The organism is Lacticaseibacillus chiayiensis, from assembly GCF_004123795.1.
Classification (GTDB): domain Bacteria; phylum Bacillota; class Bacilli; order Lactobacillales; family Lactobacillaceae; genus Lacticaseibacillus; species Lacticaseibacillus chiayiensis.
On record NZ_MSSM01000005.1, the window covers coordinates 96822 to 117046 of the forward strand.

The 20225-nt window shown below is 48.3% G+C and carries 24 protein-coding genes and 1 pseudogene; 5 read left to right on the plus strand and 20 right to left on the minus strand.

Translation table 11 applies throughout. The features are described 5' to 3' along the window. Nucleotides 1-67: 67 nt before the first annotated feature. The 9 genes from BVJ53_RS02635 to BVJ53_RS02675 all read right to left on the minus strand — a co-directional run bounded on the left by BVJ53_RS02635 (nucleotide 68) and on the right by BVJ53_RS02675 (nucleotide 6252). A complete protein-coding gene (locus BVJ53_RS02635; protein WP_129301019.1) occupies nucleotides 68-616 on the minus strand; it encodes a YceD family protein in 549 nt (182 codons plus the stop codon). Nucleotides 617-673: 57 nt separating this feature from the next. Then, nucleotides 674-1819 carry a nucleotidyltransferase gene (locus BVJ53_RS02640; RefSeq protein WP_129301020.1) on the minus strand — a complete coding sequence of 382 codons (1146 nt, stop codon included), beginning with the start codon at nucleotides 1817-1819 and terminating at the stop codon, nucleotides 674-676. Nucleotides 1820-1866: 47 nt separating this feature from the next. Then, complete coding sequence (locus BVJ53_RS02645; protein ID WP_129301021.1) at nucleotides 1867-2604, minus strand: class I SAM-dependent DNA methyltransferase; 738 nt, start codon at nucleotides 2602-2604, stop codon at nucleotides 1867-1869. Continuing rightward, complete coding sequence (gene rsfS, locus BVJ53_RS02650; RefSeq protein ID WP_010487900.1) at nucleotides 2601-2960, minus strand: ribosome silencing factor; 360 nt, start codon at nucleotides 2958-2960, stop codon at nucleotides 2601-2603. Before rsfS ends, BVJ53_RS02645 begins: the two co-directional genes overlap by 4 nt. Before the next feature lie 3 nt (nucleotides 2961-2963). Beyond that, nucleotides 2964-3563: a bis(5'-nucleosyl)-tetraphosphatase (symmetrical) YqeK gene (gene yqeK, locus BVJ53_RS02655; protein ID WP_129301022.1), complete on the minus strand. Its 600-nt coding sequence runs from the start codon at nucleotides 3561-3563 to the stop codon at nucleotides 2964-2966. Continuing rightward, nucleotides 3556-4206, minus strand: a complete 651-nt coding sequence (locus BVJ53_RS02660) for a nicotinate-nucleotide adenylyltransferase (RefSeq protein WP_129301023.1) — start codon at nucleotides 4204-4206, stop codon at nucleotides 3556-3558. The genes yqeK and BVJ53_RS02660 overlap by 8 nt, the downstream gene beginning before the upstream one ends. A gap of 8 nt (nucleotides 4207-4214) precedes the next feature. Next, complete coding sequence (locus tag BVJ53_RS02665; protein ID WP_129301024.1) at nucleotides 4215-4526, minus strand: YhbY family RNA-binding protein; 312 nt, start codon at nucleotides 4524-4526, stop codon at nucleotides 4215-4217. Nucleotides 4527-4610: 84 nt separating this feature from the next. Then, entirely contained in the window at nucleotides 4611-5735 is a 1125-nt protein-coding gene (gene yqeH / locus BVJ53_RS02670) for a ribosome biogenesis GTPase YqeH (protein WP_129301025.1), read from the minus strand. Further along, nucleotides 5716-6252: a YqeG family HAD IIIA-type phosphatase gene (locus BVJ53_RS02675; protein WP_129301026.1), complete on the minus strand. Its 537-nt coding sequence runs from the start codon at nucleotides 6250-6252 to the stop codon at nucleotides 5716-5718. The genes yqeH and BVJ53_RS02675 overlap by 20 nt, the downstream gene beginning before the upstream one ends. A 241-nt stretch (nucleotides 6253-6493) precedes the next feature. Between BVJ53_RS02675 and BVJ53_RS02680 the strand changes: the two genes are divergently transcribed. The 5 genes and pseudogenes from BVJ53_RS02680 (at nucleotide 6494) to BVJ53_RS02700 (ending at nucleotide 10627) form a co-directional block, all read left to right on the plus strand. After that, the gene (locus BVJ53_RS02680) at nucleotides 6494-7393 is read left to right on the plus strand and encodes a VOC family protein (protein WP_129301027.1); all 900 of its coding nucleotides are present in this window, start codon (nucleotides 6494-6496) and stop codon (nucleotides 7391-7393) included. Then, nucleotides 7386-8354 carry a ring-cleaving dioxygenase gene (locus tag BVJ53_RS02685; protein WP_129301028.1) on the plus strand — a complete coding sequence of 323 codons (969 nt, stop codon included), beginning with the start codon at nucleotides 7386-7388 and terminating at the stop codon, nucleotides 8352-8354. The genes BVJ53_RS02680 and BVJ53_RS02685 overlap by 8 nt, the downstream gene beginning before the upstream one ends. A gap of 15 nt (nucleotides 8355-8369) precedes the next feature. Next, a pseudogene (locus BVJ53_RS02690) lies at nucleotides 8370-9012 on the plus strand (alpha/beta hydrolase). A gap of 5 nt (nucleotides 9013-9017) precedes the next feature. Further along, on the plus strand, nucleotides 9018-9986 hold the full coding sequence (locus tag BVJ53_RS02695) for an NADP-dependent oxidoreductase (protein ID WP_129301029.1): 969 nt from the start codon (nucleotides 9018-9020) through the stop codon (nucleotides 9984-9986). A gap of 77 nt (nucleotides 9987-10063) precedes the next feature. Further along, a complete protein-coding gene (locus BVJ53_RS02700; RefSeq protein ID WP_129301030.1) occupies nucleotides 10064-10627 on the plus strand; it encodes an LOG family protein in 564 nt (187 codons plus the stop codon). Nucleotides 10628-10820: 193 nt separating this feature from the next. On the opposite strand, the gene rplT is transcribed toward BVJ53_RS02700, so the two are convergent. The 11 genes from rplT to mutM form a co-directional block, all read right to left on the minus strand. Next, a complete protein-coding gene (gene rplT / locus BVJ53_RS02705) occupies nucleotides 10821-11177 on the minus strand; it encodes a 50S ribosomal protein L20 (RefSeq protein WP_129301031.1) in 357 nt (118 codons plus the stop codon). 34 nt (nucleotides 11178-11211) lie between these two features. Continuing rightward, nucleotides 11212-11412 (minus strand): 50S ribosomal protein L35, encoded by a 201-nt coding sequence (gene rpmI, locus BVJ53_RS02710; protein ID WP_003565872.1) that lies wholly within the window; start codon nucleotides 11410-11412, stop codon nucleotides 11212-11214. Nucleotides 11413-11489: 77 nt separating this feature from the next. Continuing rightward, entirely contained in the window at nucleotides 11490-12005 is a 516-nt protein-coding gene (gene infC / locus BVJ53_RS02715) for a translation initiation factor IF-3 (protein WP_171024638.1), read from the minus strand. 196 nt (nucleotides 12006-12201) lie between these two features. Further along, nucleotides 12202-12897 (minus strand): enhanced serine sensitivity protein SseB C-terminal domain-containing protein, encoded by a 696-nt coding sequence (locus BVJ53_RS02720; protein WP_129301032.1) that lies wholly within the window; start codon nucleotides 12895-12897, stop codon nucleotides 12202-12204. After that, entirely contained in the window at nucleotides 12890-13279 is a 390-nt protein-coding gene (locus tag BVJ53_RS02725; protein WP_129301033.1) for a hypothetical protein, read from the minus strand. The genes BVJ53_RS02720 and BVJ53_RS02725 overlap by 8 nt, the downstream gene beginning before the upstream one ends. Before the next feature lie 154 nt (nucleotides 13280-13433). Beyond that, complete coding sequence (gene thrS, locus BVJ53_RS02730; protein ID WP_129301034.1) at nucleotides 13434-15407, minus strand: threonine--tRNA ligase; 1974 nt, start codon at nucleotides 15405-15407, stop codon at nucleotides 13434-13436. Between the two features lie 462 nt (nucleotides 15408-15869). Next, nucleotides 15870-16826, minus strand: coding sequence for a primosomal protein DnaI (gene dnaI, locus BVJ53_RS02745; RefSeq protein ID WP_129301035.1), 957 nt, complete (start codon nucleotides 16824-16826; stop codon nucleotides 15870-15872). After that, a complete protein-coding gene (locus BVJ53_RS02750; protein ID WP_129301036.1) occupies nucleotides 16826-18178 on the minus strand; it encodes a replication initiation and membrane attachment family protein in 1353 nt (450 codons plus the stop codon). The genes dnaI and BVJ53_RS02750 overlap by 1 nt, the downstream gene beginning before the upstream one ends. A 69-nt stretch (nucleotides 18179-18247) precedes the next feature. Then, nucleotides 18248-18715: a transcriptional regulator NrdR gene (gene nrdR / locus BVJ53_RS02755; protein WP_129301037.1), complete on the minus strand. Its 468-nt coding sequence runs from the start codon at nucleotides 18713-18715 to the stop codon at nucleotides 18248-18250. 54 nt (nucleotides 18716-18769) lie between these two features. Next, a complete protein-coding gene (coaE, locus tag BVJ53_RS02760; RefSeq protein WP_129301038.1) occupies nucleotides 18770-19372 on the minus strand; it encodes a dephospho-CoA kinase in 603 nt (200 codons plus the stop codon). After that, complete coding sequence (gene mutM, locus BVJ53_RS02765; RefSeq protein WP_129301039.1) at nucleotides 19369-20217, minus strand: bifunctional DNA-formamidopyrimidine glycosylase/DNA-(apurinic or apyrimidinic site) lyase; 849 nt, start codon at nucleotides 20215-20217, stop codon at nucleotides 19369-19371. Before mutM ends, coaE begins: the two co-directional genes overlap by 4 nt. Nucleotides 20218-20225: the final 8 nt, after the last annotated feature.

Sequence of the window (20225 nt, forward strand, 5' to 3'; positions counted from 1 at the left end):
TGAACCTAGTATCTGTTCACCTTTTATCATTCAGGCTTAGCTGGTTTTTTAGCAACAGGCAGACTCATCACGATTTATCCTGATCCGGAAACATCCCCTTCAACTTTGCAAAGGGATTATCTGCCTTCTTTCCCTCTTCTATCCGTTTCTTGTACTCATCTTCGGCAAGCACTTCCCATTCATCTCCGGCAGGCATATCACCAGTGGCTACTTCTTCCGGTGTGAGCACTTGCATCGGAATGCTGAGCAACAGATGATCCTCGACTGCTGGCAAAAGGTTCAGTTCGGATTCTTCGAGTGGCATCAAAATTTCGCCATCTTCATACTGATCCGCATGGCCTTCATCTGTTAAATAGATTTCACTAAAAGTAAAGTTCTGCGGCATCGTCACCGGTTTCAGACTCCGAGTGGACGGCACCACGAGCGTACCGGTCAGATTAACACTGACCAAAAAATCGCCGCGATCATACAACACATCCCCACTCACCTGAATGGGACTCACGTCAAGAATCTCCGGATCACGATCCTGCAAATCAGCTTTGACATCTAACGTGGTACTAAAGTGTAGCGGTTGTTCATCATGTTTCATTAATTCCTGAATGGTCCATTTCAACATGGCGATCCTCCTTAAAAATACATTCGAAAGCCCAGGACCTTCGGATAAAAAATCGATTCATACGCCTGGAATGAGTGGCGGTCGACCATAATTCTGTTCAACGCCGCTAATGGCTGTAATCAATCGATCTGCGCGATGGGTCATGGCCAAGACCCCATCCGGTGCAAGCATATCAGCACTGACACGTGTGAGCAAGGGGTACGGCAGGTCGTGTTTGACAGTGCGCAGATATTGCTGCCCGACAGAGGTGAACCCAAGAACATGTAACTGTGGCAGGCGCCGAGCTTTCGTGACAGCAGCGGTTGTCATATTGAGCGTGATGGCTAAGGCAAGCCGACGTAATCGAGCATAGGTATAACGTTTTGACTTAACCCGGCGCAAAAACTCGGTCATATCATTTACACCATCAATCTGCTGGGTGAACCGGTATTCCAACCCCTCTGCCATCGTCGCCACTTGCCGTAATTCAGCTAAATCAGCTGTTTGCAGGCGAAATTTTAGCCATGGGAAAAATTGTGACCAGCCATATTGCTGTTGCTCAGCATAAATCGAAATCAAGTCTGATGGCACAATATCTGCGACGGACTCCCTTTGACGCAAGCGCTGCCGCACCGCTGAAGCACTGGCAAGATTAGCCTTGATCTGCTGGTCATCATGTCCAACGCTTTGTCGCCCAAATGGATAAAGCTGCATTGGCACCTGTAATGCCAAAACCGCTTTAGCATAACTCAGGCCCAACATAAAATTCGGATCGGTCTGAGTAATCCCCGCCACCTTCGCATAGGCAGCATTAAGCTGGGTCGCATAGGTCTGCGTGTAATCGGCAAAACCTGGATCCGTTAAATCAGTGGCCGCCAATTGCTCGGCAAGCTTTAAATAGGCTAGCTCAGGATGCTCGGTTCCAAATGCCAGTGCCGGCACATGCAACGCTGCTAAGGCCGACACACCAGCCTGGGCGAATTGATCGGCCGCTTGAACGGCGCCGGTGACCGGCAATTCAATCACAATATCGGCGCCATGACTCAATGCTGCTTCTGCGCGTACCCACTTATCAAAAATCGCCGGTTCGCCACGCTGCACATAATTGCCTGACATGACCACCACAACGACATCTGCGTGTGTTAAACTTCGCGCTTTAGCTAGTGCAAAAGCATGGCCCGAGTGAAACGGATTAAATTCCGCAATCATGCCAACAGCTTGCATAAACACCTCCAGAATCGTCTTCGTCAATGACATCATGTTCGCTTTTGCTATCGCTTCTTCGCATGAAAGAACCAACGGGTACTCTTGGCCGAAACTGGCTGCATGCCAAAATCAGCCGTGACTTCAATCTTTTCAAAGCCGGTTGCCTGCAACGCTGCCAAATAATCTTCCAGCGGATAAGTTCGTTCCTTGTGCGTTTCAGTTAGCGGCTTGTAGGCATCTAAGCCCTCGTCATAGATGAAAAAGGTCAGATCGTGTTCGATACTATGCGGCTTTTCACCGACAAAGCTATTCCACAAAAAGGCAAAGTCATCACTTTGATAATTGTACATATAGCCAGGAAAAACCTGATCCATCTGGTAAAGCGAGTGGGCATCAAAAAGAAAATCCCCGCCTGAAGGTAGCAATGCCGCCACCTGGGCGAAGACTTGCCTAACTGCACCAAGATCGGGCATATAGCAAATGGAATCATCAAAACACGTGACAACCGGAAACGTTGGCAAATCTTGCAAATCCCGCATATCGCCTTGAATCAAATTCAATTCGACCCCAGCATCAACAGCCTTTTCTTTTGCTAATGTCAACATATCGGCCGATAGATCAAAATTCGTGACCTGGTACCCTGCCTCAGCCAACATCACTGCAAGAAAACCCGACCCGCCAGCCAGTTCCAGCAATGGCTGATGATTCGGCACCACCCTTTTTTTGACATAGTCGCGCCAGCGTAAGTACAGCGATTGATCCATCAGCTGATCATAAACTTCAGCAAATGTGGTGTAAATCATGCCTCAACCCACTGATCAACGTTGACAAGCGGTGCACTTTGCCACAACTTCTCAAGATTATAAAATTGACGTTCCTCTGGCATAAAGACATGGACCACCACATCATTTAGATCAATGAGCATCCATTTTGAACCCTTTTGGCCTTCGATGCGGCGAATATCAACACCCGCAGCTTCTTCTTTTTCTTCGATTTCATCCACAATCGCCTGTACCTGACGATCCGAAGTGCCGCTCATAATGACAAAATAATCTGCCAATAAACTCACGCCGCGCATATCCAAAGCGACGATATCCTCGGCACGCTTTGAATCGCCGGCTTTAACAGCAATTTCTAACATTGTTTTTGCGTCGACCATAGACTACTCCTTTGATAAAAATGCGTTATAAGTTAACAGTGTTTTAGGAAAGACCAGCTTACGCGCGCCGATCAAGTACATCAGCGTATTTTCCAATTCAATGCGACTAGCCTCTTCCAGATTCGTTTCGGCAGCCTTCCGCGCCTTGGCTTCGACTGGCAAAGCCCGTTGCGGTTCAATAAAATCGCCAACAAAGACACACTCGTCTAGTTGCGTCATTTCCGGATCGCCGGTTGTGTGCCGGGCAATGGCGGTCAAAACCTGCTTATCCGTAATGCCAACTTCGGTTTGAATAAAATGAACGCCGACAACCCCGTGCCAGACACCGCGTCCATACTGCAACAAGCTAGGATCAAAACCATCTTCGACAATCACCCGTTTGTAAGTTTCAACCGGAATCTCTTTGCCGTAATCATGCAACAACCCCGCCAAACCGGCACGATCAACATCCAAGTCAAACCGTTTAGCCAGTTCAATAGCCGTTGCTTCCACGCGCAAACAATGTTGATAGCGTGGTTCATCCAAGCGATTGCGTAGTCGATTTAAGATTTCCTTGCGACTCAAGCCATGTGTCAAGCTGTCAGGATACTGATGTTCATTCACGATATAATCCCTCTTTTTGAATATAGTCAATAACTGGGTCTGGTACCAAATAACGCAGGCTGCGTCCACTTTGCACCCGTTCACGCACCGCGGTCGAACTGATATCGATTAGCGGGGCATCGACCCATAAAATCGGATAGCGACTGACTGGTGTGTAACCGCGGCGTTTAACGCCCACGAAAGTCACCAGTTTGACAAGTTCATCAATATGGGCCCACTTGGGTAAATAATCGACCATGTCGGCACCGATGATGAAGTAATAGTCAGTATCCGGATGCAGACGGCGTAATTCCTGCATGGTTTGATAGGTATAACTAATGCCGCCACGACGAATTTCAATGCCTTCCAATCCAAAAAGCGGATTATCAGCAATGGCCAATTGTACCATGTTCACTCGGTGTCGTGCCGAAATCGCGGTTTTCGTGTCGACATGCGGCGGCTGATTATCCGGCATGAAATAAACTTTTTCCAAGCCGAGTTCGGTACCGGCTGCCTCTGCCATAATTAAATGGCCGTTGTGAATCGGATTAAATGTTCCGCCGAACAGACCCACCTGCTTGCGACGATGCACACCCAGAATCTGTTCGCGCATTGCCACTGAGATGACCGGCTGAGTTAAGGTGACACTCTGCGTCTTTTCCATCGCAATCCCTACCGTGCGTTCACTTCAAGACTAATTCGGCGATGCTCGGTTTTAGCTGCTTCTTTGTAGACAATCACCGTGCGGCCGATAATCTGAGCCACTTCCAAACCGGTAATCGCGGCCTGTAAAGTATCGGCAACTTCCCGCGGCGTATCATCGGCGGTTGGCAACAAACTAATTTTGACCAGTTCTCGTGTTTCTAACGCATCTTTGACACCAGTGACAAACGCATCACCAAGGCCATTTTTACCAACTTGAATCAACGGTTTGGTTGTCATCGCCAGGCTCCGTAAATAACGTTTCTGTTTACCAGTTAACATATTTTTAAAACAACTCCTCTGATGGCACTTGCGCCAACTTTGACTTAACGGGGACTAGCCGTATCCTTGCGATCGTAATCACGCTTAAATGAAGGCTTTTCGCAATAAGACATCAACACCCTTAGGAGCATACCCGGCAATTGTGACACCGGCCGGTACGGTAATCCAACCAAGTCCGGCAAAAACAAGATCCGACTTTTCTTTTGGGGTGAATTCAAACCGTACCAATAGCGGAAATTGGGCCACTTCATCTGCTTGCGGTGGCGCAAGTAGCCCGCCAACATGCTTCTGGTAAAAATCATCAGCGTTGACCAGCTTGGTGCGGTGCAACGGCAACTGATTATCCGTATAGATCACGAACGACTGACGACCGCCGCGAAGATAGTCGAATCGCGCCAATCCGCCAAGAAAAATTGTTTGTCCCTCATTCAGCTGATAGGTAGCGGGCTTGATAACCGATGTCGGTGAAACCAGTTTTAAATCCTTAGGTCCGACAAAATGCGCCATCTGGTGTCGGTGGATAATCCCCGGTGTGTCGATCAGCGACTGACCGTCATCCAACGGAATCATAATCCGATCCAGCGTCGTTCCCGGAAAACGCGAAGTGGTAATCAGGTTCTCAACGCCAGTTAATTCCTTAATAATTCGGTTGATCAAAGTCGATTTACCGGTGTTCGTGACGCCGACAACGTAGACATCGCGATGCTCCCGATATTTTTCAATGGCTGACAATAGTTCGTCAACGCCAAAGCCTTTTTTGGCGCTGGCCAGCATCGTCGCAACCGGGCGTAACCCCTGCGCTTTGGCTTGTTGCTGCAACCAATTTTTTAACCTGTTCGGATTCAGCGACTTCGGCAAGACATCGGCTTTATTGCCCACTAAAATAACCGGATTATTGCCGACAAATCGATGTAAACCGGGAATCACACTGCCATTAAAATCAAAAATATCAATCACATTCACAATCAGGGCGTTGCTTTCACCGATGGCATTCAGCAAGCGTAAAAAATCATCATCAGTTAACGTGACAGGCGCAATTTCATTATAGTGGCGCAACCGGAAACAGCGTTGGCAATAAATCTCATCATCAACATCAGCTTTAGCTAAAGTAACGGCAGGCAAGTATCCGGGTTGCTTTGGATTTATTGTCTGTAAAATAGCGCCACAGCCTATGCAGCGGCGCTCTTCATCATTTTTGATGGTGTCCATGAATGTCCTCCTGATAATTTAGTTGCCGTTTTTTAGCAAGTGCTTTAAACACAAAGCCTTCAAAAAACCGATTGATCCGCGTGTTCCACGCATCGCTTTCGACCAGTGGCTGCGTTAGAATCGTGCGCACACCAGCAAGATTGCCGGCCCAGATATCGGTCAGGAGCTGATCCCCGACCATCACCACTTCCGAACGTTTCAAGTCTAATTCTTTACGTGCTTTGGTAATCCCCACCGGCAACGGCTTTAATGCTCGCGCAACATACGCGACTTGAAGTTTGGCCATTGCTTTGTGGATACGATTAGCGTTGTTATTTGAGACGACCACTACCTGAATGCCAGCTTTTTTCAGATCTGAAAGCCAGCGATTCAGTTTAGCGGTACCTTCGGGGTGATTCCACGCCATTAACGTATTATCAAGATCCGTCAACACCGCTTTAATGCCTTGCTGTTTCAGACTGGCAGGCGTCAGACTGAAGATATTCGTTACCAGCCAAGTCGGCTCAAAAACTGCCACAAATCTTTCCCCTCTCCGGTTGTTCATATCATTATATTATAGCGGAAAAGATGACTCAGCGCGAGGCCGTTTGCCGATTGCTTACAGCACGTCTTTAATGAAAGCGCTTTTTTAAAAAGACGAAATAATCGCCTTATTGTGGCAAACAAGGTACGATAAGTTTGAAGTCAAACGCTCGCATTACGTTATTAAGCCTGTTATACTTATTTTTAGTAAGCATTTCAAAATAGGAGGCAGCACCATGACCCGTTTGCATCATGTCTCGCTTTTAACTGGCGACGCAACCGCGACCATTCACTTTTATACAAATGTTTTGGGATTGCGATTGGTTAAAAATACGGTTAATCAGGAAAACATTCACGTCCGGCATTTGTTTTTCGGTGATTATCAGGGAACGCCTGGCAGTGTCGTGACTTTTTTCGTCATCGAAAGACTTGGCCACCGTTATGACGGGCGCAATCAATTAGGCGGAATCGATTTGGCAATTCCCAGCGACTCTTTGCCTTTTTGGTTTGAACGGCTGCAACAAGCCGGTTGTGTGATTTCTGAAGCCGCGGACCGTCTTACGTTGGTTGATCCTTCTGATACACCGGTTCGACTGATTGCCTGCCAGAAAACTTTGCCAGATCATTTAACGGTTCCTAACGACATCCTCGGCAATCGGCAAATCACCGGACTGATCAATGTTGACATCCCCGTTGCTGACCACGAGGCCGAGAAAGTCTTCTTCGAAGCAATGCTAGGCCAAACAGCCGAGCATGGACAGTTTAAGCTGGCAGCGGGCAACACTTTGACATTACAACCAAGCCTGACGAATGATGTCAAACGGTTTGGCCGTGGCAGTATGGATCATTTTGCTTTAACTGTTGATCATGAAGAGGCGTTGCCGCGGCTGGGCACGATTGCCGCACAGCATGGCTACGAAGTTGAAGAGTTCGCCGATCGCGGCTGGTTTAAAAGTCTTTACGTTCGCGACTTAGCTGACAACCGCATTGAATTTGCAACCCAGTCACCGGGTTTTACGTTGGACGAGCCGCTTGAGCATTTAGGCGAGAAACTTGGTCTGCCGCCGAAGTTCGAAGCAAGGCGTTCGTCCATTAAAAGTTATTTTAAAACCAAAGGAGTGGATTTCCATGATTGAACATCCGTTACTCGGCATGAACCACGTCACCGCCATGGCAAGCGATCCTCAAGCCATTTTCGATTTTATGAGTAAAACGCTCGGCCTGCACTTGATTAAGAAAACCGTTAATCAGGATGCATTAGACACCTATCACTTCTATTTTACCGATGACCAAGGCACTGCGGGCACCGACATGACCTTCTTCACATTTCCAAATCAGGAAAAAGGCAAAAAGGGAACCAACATGATTTCGCGCGCCAGTTTCCGCGTCCCAAGCGATGCTGCTTTGGATTACTGGCTCAAGCGGTTTGCGGAAAAAAGCGTTGCCAATGATGGCATCAGCACGCAGTTTGACGCCAAAATCATCAATTTTCACGATCAGGATGATCAGCAATTCCAACTTATCTCCGATGAACACAATCATGGCGTTGCGGGCGGTACGCCTTGGAAACACAATGACGTTCCGGAAGCTTTTGCCATCACCGGTCTTGGCCCGGTCACGGTGACGATTTTCAATCTAGGCCACATGCAATATGTATTAACGGAAATTATGGGTTATACCAAGATCGCTGAAGACGGCAACTGGTCACTTTACGAAGTTGGCAATGGCGGTCATGGTGCTCAAGTCATTTTGGAACATCGCGAAGATCTGCCGATTGCGGTTGAAGGCTTTGGCAACATTCATCATGCGGCCTTCTCCACTGATACCCGCGAGACGCTTGGCACCTGGATTGATCGCATCAAGCAATATCGCCTGCCGCAATCAGGGTATGTCGATCGTTTCTACTTTAAATCCGAGTACTTCCGGGCAGCACCCCAAATTCTTTTTGAAATCGCAACAACCGGACCAGGCTTCTTACAAGACGAAACCTACGATGAAGCCGGCATTCACTTAGAGTTGCCGCCATTTTTGGAAAGCAAACGTGCTGAGATCGAGAAGCAGCTAACGCCGGTCAAAACCGATTGGCGCGGTCGTTAATACGTGGAGGTTGTTATGGCAGAAGAAAATGTCAATTATACGTTTGTAAAAGGCGATCCGACCGTCTCTCCCTTGTTATTGCTGCACGGCCAAGGTGGTAATGAAAATGACTTGCTGCCGATTGGCAAATACCTGTCGCCTAATAGCCCGATGCTGTCAATTCGTGGCCGTATTCAGGAAGAAGGGATGAACCGTTATTTCCGTCATTCCGAAAACGGCGGATTTGATTTAGCCAACCTAGAACAGGAAACGACTTGGCTTTTTTCGGTATTGAACGAGCTTTGCCAAAAATTCAATATCGACTATAACCGATTTATCGTTGTCGGTTATTCAAACGGCGCAAATGTTGCTGCGCGTGCCTTGTTAACGCGGCGTGATACTTTTCACACCGGGCATCTTCTTCCACCCGATGGCCCTTTCTACGGTCGATTCCCAACAAGATTTAAGTGATGTCAAAGTCTGGATGTCTCATGGTGACAAAGATCCCATCGTTCCTGCCCAGAACTTTAAGGTACTGGCAACTTATCTCAAGGAACGAGGTGCTGACGTCACCATTTTTCGGCACGATCAAAGTCACAATTTAAATGAGGCAGAGCTAGCAAACGCCAAATCATGGTTGGCTGACAGCGGCCGACTGCAAGATTGGCAACGGAGGTGAATCTGATGCAACGTTTTGGGTTTGAAGCATATGGCAAACCAAGTGTTTTTCAAAGTATTGAAGCCCCTGTTCCGGAACCGAAACCCGGTCAGGTACAGTTGCAGGTTCTGGGTTTTGGACTGAATCCGTATGATGCCTCATTGCGACGGGGTGAACAGGCAGCGTTTCGTAAGGTTAAGTTTCCTGTGGTGCCTGGAACAGATGTGGTTGGACGCATTACCAAGTTGGGTGAAGGCGTTAATGATTTTGCAGTTGGCGATGTGGTTTTGAATTATCGGCCAATCGGCGGCTATAGTGAATTTGTGACAGCATCGACTTCTAAGGTTTACAAAAAGCCGACTGCTCTGAGCTTCCTGGATGCAGCGGCATTACCTCAGGTCGGTTTGGCCGCCTTTAATATTCTTCACTACATGTTAGATCTGAAGCCCGGACAAACGCTGGGCGTTGTTGGCGCTAGTGGCGGTGTCGGTGCCATTTTGGTTCAAATTGCCAAATTCGAAAAATTAAACGTTATTGCCGTGGCTGGTGATCAGCACCGTGACTATTTGAATCAATTAGGCGCGGATCAAGTCTTCGGCTATACCGATGATTTGCCGACGGATGCAGCTGATGCGGTGGTCAATGCCGTTTTTGGCGCTGCCGATCACGGTGCCGCATTGAAGTTGGTTAAGCCAGATGGTCAATATGTGACGACCGCTTATGCCGACGTTGATCTCAGCAGCAAGCCTGCCGTGAAGCATTTGCAGCTAAATCCATCGAAAGACTATTCCGTTCACGATGGCTTTGCTTACCTCACGGATGTTGCCCAAAAATGGGGCTTACAGGTCCGCGTTGCCCAGACTTTTCCATTTGATGTCAACGGTGTTATTGCCGGCCACGAAATGTTAGAGACACATCATGCTCCGGGAAAATTAGTCGTCATGCAGAATCGGCATATCATCCATCCTGTTCGTAAAGACGTCAACCATCTGTAGCCCACCTTGAGAAAAACTGCTTGCGACTAACTTCTTTCCGCCGTATGATAACCGCATGCACGGAAAGGCGGGAAGATATGAGAATTGCAGTTTATTGCGGTGCCAATCATGGTGCTGATAACGCATTTCTTCAGGCGGCTACCCGGGTCGGTGCCTGGATTGCCCAGCGTGGTGACACCTTGGTTTACGGCGGTGGCAAGCTGGGGTTGATGGGTGCAGTGGCTGGCAGCACCCTCGAACATGGTGGCAAGGTGATTGGCGTTATGCCCCAGGTACTGGCGGATCGTGGTCTGGCAATGCCCAACCTAACGCATCTGGAAGTGGTTGCGGATATGGGCATCCGTAAAGCACGGATGATTGAATTGGCTGATGTCGATATCGCATTACCCGGTGGTCCCGGTACGTTTGAAGAAATCACGGAAGCCATTTCGTTTTCGCGCATCGGATTAAACCCGAGTCCTACCATTTTATTTGATCAAAATGGTTACTATCGACCATTGCAGCAGATGTATCAAACGGCTGTGGATCAAGGGTTCTTTGATCAGGATGCGTTCGATAATATCTTGTTTTCATCTGATTTACAGGAAATTAGCACGTTTATCGCAAATTACCAACCGCTTGGGGTACGGCAATATCATTAGACAGACAAATGATCATTCGGTTCATTTAAAAAGCACGCCGTTTCATTCAGATGAATGAAATGACGTGCTTTTTTAAGTAAGCATAAACCGACCCGTTTAAAAACCTAAGTGCAAATGGCTCGAATGCTGACCATTGGACATAAAGTTTTCTCCATTTTTGGTTCGCGGATCAGTAAACACATTTATAACGTTATTAAGCCAAAGCTTTTTTAGCAGTGTCTGCCAAGGCCTTGAAACCATCTGGATCACTGACTGCAAGATCGGCGAGCATTTTACGGTTCATGTCGACATTGGCAACTTTCAGGCCGTGCATCAACTTGCTGTATGAAATGTCGTTCATGCGAGCAGCTGCGTTGATCCGAGCAATCCAGAGACGCCGAAAATCACGTTTCTTGGCGCGACGATCGCGGAATGCATAGCGATATGAAACCATGACCTGGGCACTGGCTGCCTTAAACAGTAAATGCTTGGCACCACGATAACCCTTAGCGAGTTTCAGTACCTTCTTACGACGCTTACGAGTAACTGTTCCACCTTTAACACGTGGCATTAGAATTCCTCCTCAAATCAAATCCGATAGCTTATTATTTCATCTGGCTGAGCATCTGGCGGATCCGCTTCATATCTGAGTGGGATACCAATGCTGACTTACGCAATTGACGACGCTGCTTCTTCGTCTTGCCGTGGAAACGGTGTGACGTATAAGCGTGACCGCGCTTAAGGGCACCTGATGCGGTTTTCTTAAAACGCTTTGCGGAAGCGCGGTGGGTCTTGAATTTTGGCATGTCTTTTTCCTCCTCTAAACATCAATGCGCGCACGACTACTCAAAGCCGTGCACGCCTTTGTAACATTAGCCGATGATTACTTATCGGCTCGCGGTGCAAGCATTAAGAACATGCTGCGACCATCCATCTTTGGATGCGTTTCAACAGTAGCAATTTCCTTAACGGCATCCGCCATCTGTTCAAGAACCTTACGACCAAGATCCTTGTGCGTAATTGCTCGACCACGGAATCGAACGCTCACTTTGACCTTGTCCCCTTTTTTCAGGAACTTCGTCGCGTTCTTAAGCCGGGTATTGAAATCTGCTTCACCAATGGTCGGGCTCAGGCGGATTTCCTTAATGGTGACAGTCTTTTGTTTCTTCCGAGCATCGCGCTCTTTCTTCTGCAGCTCGAATCGGAATTTCCCGTAGTCCATGATGCGGGCAACCGGTGGCTTGGCATTTGGCGATACTAAAACAACATCTAAGTTTGCATCCTCGGCAATGGCCAAGGCGTCACGCGTACTCTTAACGCCGAGCTGTTCACCGGTCTGGGAGATCAATCGAACTTCACGTGCGCGAATACTGTCATTGACTATCAGATCTCTTGCTATGGTTGTTCACCTCCGTGTGAATTTCAGAGAAAAAACAAAAACAGCGTGGCCACAAAGACCCCGCTGTTCATTAAATACCGAACTAATGAGCCTAGAGGTCTAAAGACATGGGCGAGAAGCGGGAACTTCTGCTTTTTCTCAACACCGATAACTATACAGGAGCAATCCGTCCGCGTCAAGAGGGATCCTATCAATGTTATCGTTGGTAAAAGGGTGCGAACTCACCGCTGACATATCTACCTAGTTCATTGTCGGCTGGGCTGACATGAAATTGCTGAGTTTCCGGTAAATAGGCTTCTGCAAAACCGACCAATGCATGTAAATCAGCATCTTTATCGGCATCGACAACCAGTAGCAAGCTTTGTGCGTCGTCAGCCCGAATCATGGTGACAAGATAAGCTGCGTGCACGCTGGGGATTTTAGGAAGATAATCACGTAATCGATCAACAAGGTCAGCGGTTTCCTGAGTTGCCTCGCTAATTCGAACGGCCTCTCCATGTTTGGCCTGATCCGGTTTGGCAACATAAAACAAATTGGCACGGGATAACACCATGTTTTCGTCATACGGATTAATGACCACGCCGAAAATGTCGCGATCCTCATATAGAAAATTAGCACAATCAGCAATTGTCGCAACCGCAAAATGATCGTGATCCGGACTTTTGGCAAAGTTTGCCTGATCCGTAAAAATCGGCAAATAGTCATGCCCATTGTCATCGGTGAGCATCACCACGGTCGGATCACCTGTGCGTGCCGTTCCTACTGGCAGCATAAACCTGGCACTTTTTAAACCAGCATAAAATGCCGCCTGCGTGTCTTCATTTTGATCGGTTCGTAAAAGTCGCATCAGATGAATCAGTTGGGGATTTTGAATTTGTGGCTCATCAGTCATTGTTGTCATCTCCGTTGTCATGATGTAAATCAATCGTCATTTTGTATCGAAAATCCCGTAATTTTTTAGGTAAGCCGATCAGCCATGACAATAAAACGATGCCGACACTGCCGAAAACCGCCACGCCTTGAGGTTGAAATTCAATTTTGCCGAACCACCAATTGGCAATGCCATACGCGGCCAGTGCCGTTAGAAGCATCACGATCCCCATCAGCACCAGTAAACCACGACCGCGATGCGCAATGAGCCAGCGGCCGCGTTGACTGGGAGTTCGCCAGGGCAACCTCAAGTAAACCAGCAAAACAACGAAATACAAGCTGGCTGCCAAAACTTTTGTGACAAAAAATAAAACGAGCCATGAAGTCCATAACGCAATAACCACCTAGTCACCCTTTCTTCGATGTCTGTCGTAAATGTGTCCAGTGTATCACACATGGCAATCAAGGCTAAAGGATGGCTGGTTTGGAGCAACGATGAAGAAAAAAGGACTGGTCAAATAGCCCAGACCTTCCCCTATGTCTTTTAAGGCAATTGCATTAATCGCCTAAAACCTTCTTCGCTTCAGTGGACTTGGCCTTACCATCGCGACTGTAGTTCTTCACTTCGGCAACCATAGCGTCAATGAACATGTTACCGGCTTCTTCTTCAGTATGCTCATCACCGTAACGTCGAACCGAAACGGCAGCATCGTTGAGTTCTTTGTCACCGACAACGACCGTATATGGAATTTTCTTGGTCTGGGCTTCGCGGATCTTGTAGCCCATCTTTTCATTACGATCATCGACTTTGACACGCAAGCCAGCTGCCAGCATCTGGCGCTTGATGCGGTTGACATAATCCAAGTGTAGATCATTGTTAACCGGGATCAAAACAGCCTGTGTTGGTGCCAGCCAAGTCGGGAACGCGCCCTTGTAGATTTCGGTCAGATAAGCGATGAAGCGCTCCATCGTGCCGACAATCCCACGATGAATCATGACCGGACGATGCTCTTCACCGTCTTTGCCGACATAGGTCAGATTGAAACGTTCTGGCAACATGAAGTCCAACTGGATGGTTGACATTGTTTCGTCATTACCCAAGGCCGTCTTGGTCTGAATATCCAGCTTTGGCCCATAAAAGGCGGCTTCACCTTCAGCTTCATAGTAATCAAGATGCAAATCATCCATCGCACCTTTAAGCATGCTCTGACTGCGAGTCCACATTTCATCATCGTCAAAATACTTTTCGGTATTCTTAGGATCACGGTAGGAAAGGCGGAAGCTGTAATCAGTGATGTTGAAGTCTTCATAAACGTCCATAATCAAGCGCAGAATCTTCTTGAATTCCTCTTGAACCTGATCCAAGGCGACAAAGGTGTGGCCGTCATTCAGCGTCATTTCACGAACACGCTGCAGGCCGGACAAGGCGCCCGACTTTTCATAACGGTGCATCATGCCTAATTCAGCAATACGCAACGGCAATTCGCGATAGGAGCGAATATGATGGTTGTAAATCTGAATGTGGCTCGGGCAGTTCATCGGCCGCAATTCGAGCATTTCGCCTTCGCCCATGTCCATTGGCGGGAACATGTCTTCACGATAATGGTCCCAGTGGCCGGACGTCTTGTACAAGTCAAGGTTAGCAAGCACTGGCGTATAAACATGTTCATACCCATCGGCAATTTCCTTGTCGATGATATACCGCTCGATCACCCGCCGAATCGTTGCGCCATTTGGCATCCAGTAAGGCAGACCGGCACCAACTTTAGGATCGACAAAGAAAAGATCCAGATCGCGACCAATCACTCGATGATCACGTTCGGCTGCTTCCTTGCGCCGTTGAGCATCGTCTTCAAGGCCCTTTTCACTCCAATAGGCGGTGCCGTAAATCCTTTGTAGCATTGGATTGCTGCTCTTGCCTTGCCAATAAGCGCCCGCCACTGACAGCAGTTTGAAATGCTTCAAATCTTTGAGACTCGGTAGCAGGACCTTTTCTTCAAAATCAACAAAGTCGCCCAACTTGTAGCCCTTGATCGGATCGCCAGCTGCTTCGACCAATTGCTTCTTGAACGGATCGTCTTTGAAGCGCGCAAAAGCATCGGCACGACTGAGGACAACCGGTTCCAAAGCGGCGTTGGCTTTAACGATTTCTTCCATCTTCTTCTGAACCGTTGGCAAATCATCGACGCTGACCTGGCCATCTGACCGGTCGGTGTCGTAGTAGAAACCATCCTCGATTGCTTCACCGTTACCAAAATGGATATCAGGATAGAGAGCCTTGAGTGCAGCAGCCAAAACAAACGCCGCTGTCTGACGCAAAACTGTCAGCCCTTCAGCATCATCCTTTGTCATAATCTGCAATTTGCCAGAATGTGCAATTGGTTCGTCGTACGGAATCAATTCGCCATCAAGCTTACCGGCAACTGCTTTTTTTGCCAGGCTATTGCTAATGCCTTCTGTGATGGCTTTCACCGTTGTGCCGTCTGGAAACTGTTTTACATTGCCATCAGGGAACGTAATATCTAATGCCATAAAGTAAGACTCCTTTGTTGTTTTTTCGAAGAGATCATCCGGGGAGGTGGTTGGTGCTCACTTCATAACGCGTTCGCCAGCCCAGAAATCTGCGTGTAAGGCCTTGGTCGCAATGGCCAAAGACCGGCCATCACGCCCAAGACCACTTACTCTCCGGTTTCTAACCGGGCTGGCTCACGCTTAAAAAAAAGTCCCCAACATCTCCTAAGAGACATCAGGGACGATTTGTGATCGCGGTTCCACCCAGGTTGCCGACAGTCTTGCTGCGGGCCACTTCATTAAACGCGTAACCTGCGCAATCGGGCCTTTTCGGCAATCTCGAGAAGTGGTTCGGATCAGGTCTTGCAAGACTTTCAGCCGTGGCCTTGCTCTCTGTCGGATGATCCTTTATTGCTTCCGTCTTCGATAGCTACATTGAACCACATTGCGCGGCTGGGTGCAAGCGGTTTTCTGAAAATTGCGTTATTCTTTATCGTTTGGCACTTTATTTGTCATCGGATTGCGACGATTTTCTCCGCCAACCGTGACCTCCTTAGCCAGAAAACGGATTCGTTCCATAATGCGTTGTGCTTTTAGCATCTCGGAATTGCCGCGGTCAGTTCCGGCCAAGGATTCGGTTAAATCGGCCATGCTTTTGTTGGAGCTGAACAACGTCGGCATTTTTTCCTGCATGCGATATTGCAAAATAATGCCAAGCACATCGTCACGTACCCACGGACTGATACTTTCAGCGCCGATATCATCAAGCATCAGTACCTGCGCGCGTTTGACACGATCGATTTTTTTCAAGACCGTATTGCTGCCAATGGCACTTTTCATTTCAACAACAAAGGTCGGGACGTGGAGCAGCGTGGTTGCAATGCCGCCCTTGCTGGCAAGATCATTGGCAATGGCGCCTAACAAATAGGTTTTCCCAACGCCAAATGGACCGCTTAAATACAGGCCTTGATGAAAAGTTTTGGGATCAGCGACAACTGCCAAAACAAACCGGTTTGCGGCCAGAAGCGCATCCACCCGCTCATCAGTCGGATCGTAATTCGTGAGACTTGCATCGTGAATATCTTTAGGCATATTAACCGAAGTCACCAGCGATGCCTGTTTTGCCTCTTCGTCAGCCGCCATCTTTGCATCTGTCGGCTCATATGCAACATCAATCAGCCCGTTGGCAACGACCAGCGTGGGTTGATAGCCGGGTGCCAATGGTAAGTCACCGCGGGCAATCTTGTTGCGCTCACTGACGAATTCATAGATTTTGGCCGTGCCGCGATCAATCGCATCGTCAGCTAACTCTGCCTCGTGTTGCTTAAGGAAGGTCTGGACATCAGAATCCTGCAAGGCTGCTTTGACCATCTTAAAATATCGCTCCCGCCACTGCCGAGAGTCCATTAACATTGCCAAGCGTTTGCGCATATCTTCCACTAGTTCGTCCCTCCCTTTTCATCACCGAGTTGGCGTAACTTTTCCAACTGCGCAGCCAACGTCTGGCGATCTGCTTCGCTGACTTTTTTTTTCTTGGGTCGATAACCTTCCTTAGCCCAATCTGGCAGCTTTTCCTGCCGCACACCTTTATTCTGAGCTTGATAACGCCTTTTCCCGGTGGCTTTTTCTTGTTCAAACGTATGAATCTGCTGCAACGCTGCTTCCGGACTCGTCACATTGGCCTTCAACCAGCTATTTGCGATGGCATCCATCAACGCTTGATTGATACTGTCATTCGTTCGGAGAATATAATCAATCAGAATATTAATGGTAGGGGCATCAAAAACGTTGCGTTCACTAAGACTCTGTACCGCTCGCAGTTCATTATTGGCCGGATACATCCGATCATTCTTAGCCTGTTTGGTCGCGGTTAAAAACTGACGTGGCGGCATACTTTTTGCCCGTTTCAACAGCGCCTCGTCAGCACTTGCGACTTTTGGCGGTTTGGTTGCCACTGGCTGCACCTTGGTTCGTGGCTGCTGACGGGTATAACTTTGCTCGGCTAGCCGCCGCAAAGCGTTCAAGTCGATTTTGCCCGTCATCACATCGGTCGCCCGACTGATTAGCCGCGCAAAATCAGGCGGTTGAATCCCGTAAAACCCAGCGATTTGATAAAGTGCCTCTTGATGCTTGGCTAATTGACCTGACTGAATATTGCTGTTGGCTAACAGCGATTGCAGAAGCTCCCAATCATAACCTTCACCGTTGCCCAGCCGCGGTAACTGGGGCTGACTTTGATCCATGGCCTTTTTAGCCGCAACGACCGCACTCGGTTCCTCACGCAAATTGTGGTCAAACCGAAACACGTCCAAAAATTTTGCCGTAATCTCCTGCCATTCCGGGCGACGAACTGGTTTCAGACTGAATTGTGCGACCAGTTCGTCATACCTTTTTTCGCCAACCTTGTCATAAAGCAACAAGCCCATCAAATCGTCTTTAAAAAAGGCATCCGGCTGCACTGGCGGGTAAAGTTCATAGGCATAATAGCGTCCCAGTGAATCAACCTGCGTATAGGTTCGCAATAAGCCAACCGCTTCCAGTTTGACGCGGGCCACAAAGAGTTGATCAATGTCGATATCCAACAAATCCAACAGCCAGAGTTGCGGTCGCCGATCCGTCACCAGAGCACGGTCTTTGACTTCCTGCCATAAGCTTAGATAAAGTGCCATGGGAATCGGACCCACGAGCGGTTGATAAAGCGAAATAGCTACTTTTTCGTCAAAATCACTAAAATAACCTGCCTTGGTCAATACAAAACCTGCTTGTGGCATAAACGTATCCGGACGCTGCATATCGAAATTCACCTCTTTTCAGACAACGGACCTGAGACAGCTGCCTCAGGTCCGCTTGTTTCCTGCTCACTATTTCTTGGCCTTCTCCTTCTTCATCATATCCTGAAGCTTTTGCATGAAGACGGACATATCTTTGAACTGACGATAAACACTGGCAAAACGAATATACGCCACGTCATCAACATCCGCTAGCTTGGACATGACGTATTCTCCAATCGCTTGACTGGAAACTTCATTTTCGCCGATGGCACGCAGCTGATTTTCGACCGAATCAACGATTCCTTGCATCTGCTCCATGGTGACCGGCCGTTTTTCTGCCGCCCGGATCAGCCCTTTCAGAATCTTCTCACGATTGAACTCTTCTCTGGTACCGTTTTTCTTAATTACCAATAACGGGGTTTGTTCGACGCGTTCAAAAGTTGTGAAGCGAAACCCGCAATTCTCGCATTCACGCCGGCGTCGGATCGCCCGACCGCCGTCTGTGGGACGCGAATCAACGACCCGCGAACTATTATGATGGCAATGGGGACATTGCACGACTCCACCTTCTTAATCAAAGTTTGATAGCTTATTATAGCACGTGCACGCCGCTTATGATAGGTGCTGCAGTTGCCGAATCAAGGCTTTCGCTTGGGCGATAGTTGCTTCCGCTTGGCCATTATTATCGATAACAAAATCAGCCATGGCCGCTTTTTTCGCTAAGGGTATCTGTGATGCGATGCGTTCTTTGGCTTCCGCTTCTGTCAAACCATCGCGGATCATTAGGCGGGCCAATTGAACATCAGGGTCAACGGTCACAACAGCAACACCATCGAAGGCATCAGCGTAATCGGCTTCATATAAGAGCGGAATGTCCCCAACCACAATCGCAGCACCACCAGCCTTTGCCTGTGCTAACGCTTGATTAATCGCCGCGCGCAGGTACGGCCGATTAATCTGATTCAGTGCCTCCAAACGCCGCGGTTGGGAAAAGACAATTTCACCAAGCTTGGCGCGGTTAAGCCTACCGTCTTCGCGCAGCACTTGCGGTCCAAAGGCCTGGACAATACGGGCAAGTGCAGGGCGACCGGGTTCGACAATCCGACGCGCAATCACATCTGCATCCACGACTGGATAGCCAGCCGCTTTAAAAACCCGGCTCACGGTTGATTTGCCCGATGCAATACCGCCTGTCAAGCCCAGTAAATAAGTCATGCCGGCCGCCTCCTTTGATGCAGAGGCTGGCAGTGCGGACAATAATGGGTGCCGCGTTGGCCGACTTTGATTTTAACAATGAGCGTGCCGCACCGATCACAAGGGGTTCCTTCCCGATCGTAAACATGTAAGGCATCTTGAAAAGAACCGCGGTTACCTTCTGCATCAACGTAGGTATGAGCACTGGTGCCACCAGCAGCAATGGCTGCATCTAACTCCTTGATAATATTGTCGTGTAAGCTATGAATTTCTTTTTTGGTCAGTGTGTCTGCCGGTTGTAACGGGTTCAAGTGACTTAGCCATAAAACTTCATCGGCATAAATATTTCCGATGCCCGCAACTACGGTTTGATCTAACAACACCGATTTAATCGCTTTATGGTGTCGTTTCAGCTTCTGTGCAAACGTCTTCTCCTCAAACGTGGCTGGCGTTGGTTCCGGTCCCATTTTTGCCAACGCGGGCACCGAATCCTCCTTGCCAGTATGAATCAACCGCATACGGCCAAACTTGCGTAAATCCCGATAGCGCAGTTGACCCCCATCCTGGAATGTAAATGTCACATGATCGTGCTTGTCAAATGGTGTATGGGCGTCGGCCACAACGTAATAGCGACCTTCCATGCGTAAATGACTGATAATCGTTTCACCGTTACTCAGTCGAATCAACAGGTATTTTCCTCGCCGATCAATTGTGGTGACAGCAGCACCTACGACCTCTTTTTGAAAAGTCGACAAGCCATTAATCAGAATTTTCTCCCAATTTGTGCTAATTGCAGTGATCTGTTTATTTTTGATAAGTGGCAATAACGAACGGCGAACCGTTTCAACTTCAGGTAACTCTGGCATTCCCGTTC

Bases quoted from the DNA above. Each gene is read 5' to 3' on its own strand.
- BVJ53_RS02665 (WP_129301024.1), bottom strand. From the start codon at position 4,526: ATGTTAACTGGTAAACAGAAACGTTATTTACGGAGCCTGGCGATGACA.
- thrS (WP_129301034.1), bottom strand. From the start codon at position 15,407: ATGGCATTAGATATTACGTTCCCTGATGGCAATGTAAAACAGTTTCCA.
- BVJ53_RS02660 (WP_129301023.1), bottom strand. From the start codon at position 4,206: ATGGAAAAGACGCAGAGTGTCACCTTAACTCAGCCGGTCATCTCAGTG.
- BVJ53_RS02750 (WP_129301036.1), bottom strand. From the start codon at position 18,178: ATGCAGCGTCCGGATACGTTTATGCCACAAGCAGGTTTTGTATTGACC.
- rplT (WP_129301031.1), bottom strand. From the start codon at position 11,177: ATGCCACGTGTTAAAGGTGGAACAGTTACTCGTAAGCGTCGTAAGAAG.
- BVJ53_RS02700 (WP_129301030.1), top strand. From the start codon at position 10,064: ATGAGAATTGCAGTTTATTGCGGTGCCAATCATGGTGCTGATAACGCA.
- BVJ53_RS02720 (WP_129301032.1), bottom strand. From the start codon at position 12,897: ATGACTGATGAGCCACAAATTCAAAATCCCCAACTGATTCATCTGATG.
- BVJ53_RS02645 (WP_129301021.1), bottom strand. From the start codon at position 2,604: ATGATTTACACCACATTTGCTGAAGTTTATGATCAGCTGATGGATCAA.
- rsfS (WP_010487900.1), bottom strand. From the start codon at position 2,960: ATGGTCGACGCAAAAACAATGTTAGAAATTGCTGTTAAAGCCGGCGAT.
- rpmI (WP_003565872.1), bottom strand. From the start codon at position 11,412: ATGCCAAAATTCAAGACCCACCGCGCTTCCGCAAAGCGTTTTAAGAAA.
- mutM (WP_129301039.1), bottom strand. From the start codon at position 20,217: ATGCCAGAGTTACCTGAAGTTGAAACGGTTCGCCGTTCGTTATTGCCA.
- BVJ53_RS02685 (WP_129301028.1), top strand. From the start codon at position 7,386: ATGATTGAACATCCGTTACTCGGCATGAACCACGTCACCGCCATGGCA.
- BVJ53_RS02680 (WP_129301027.1), top strand. From the start codon at position 6,494: ATGACCCGTTTGCATCATGTCTCGCTTTTAACTGGCGACGCAACCGCG.
- BVJ53_RS02640 (WP_129301020.1), bottom strand. From the start codon at position 1,819: ATGCAAGCTGTTGGCATGATTGCGGAATTTAATCCGTTTCACTCGGGC.
- BVJ53_RS02695 (WP_129301029.1), top strand. From the start codon at position 9,018: ATGCAACGTTTTGGGTTTGAAGCATATGGCAAACCAAGTGTTTTTCAA.
- BVJ53_RS02635 (WP_129301019.1), bottom strand. From the start codon at position 616: ATGTTGAAATGGACCATTCAGGAATTAATGAAACATGATGAACAACCG.
- coaE (WP_129301038.1), bottom strand. From the start codon at position 19,372: ATGACTTATTTACTGGGCTTGACAGGCGGTATTGCATCGGGCAAATCA.
- yqeH (WP_129301025.1), bottom strand. From the start codon at position 5,735: ATGGACACCATCAAAAATGATGAAGAGCGCCGCTGCATAGGCTGTGGC.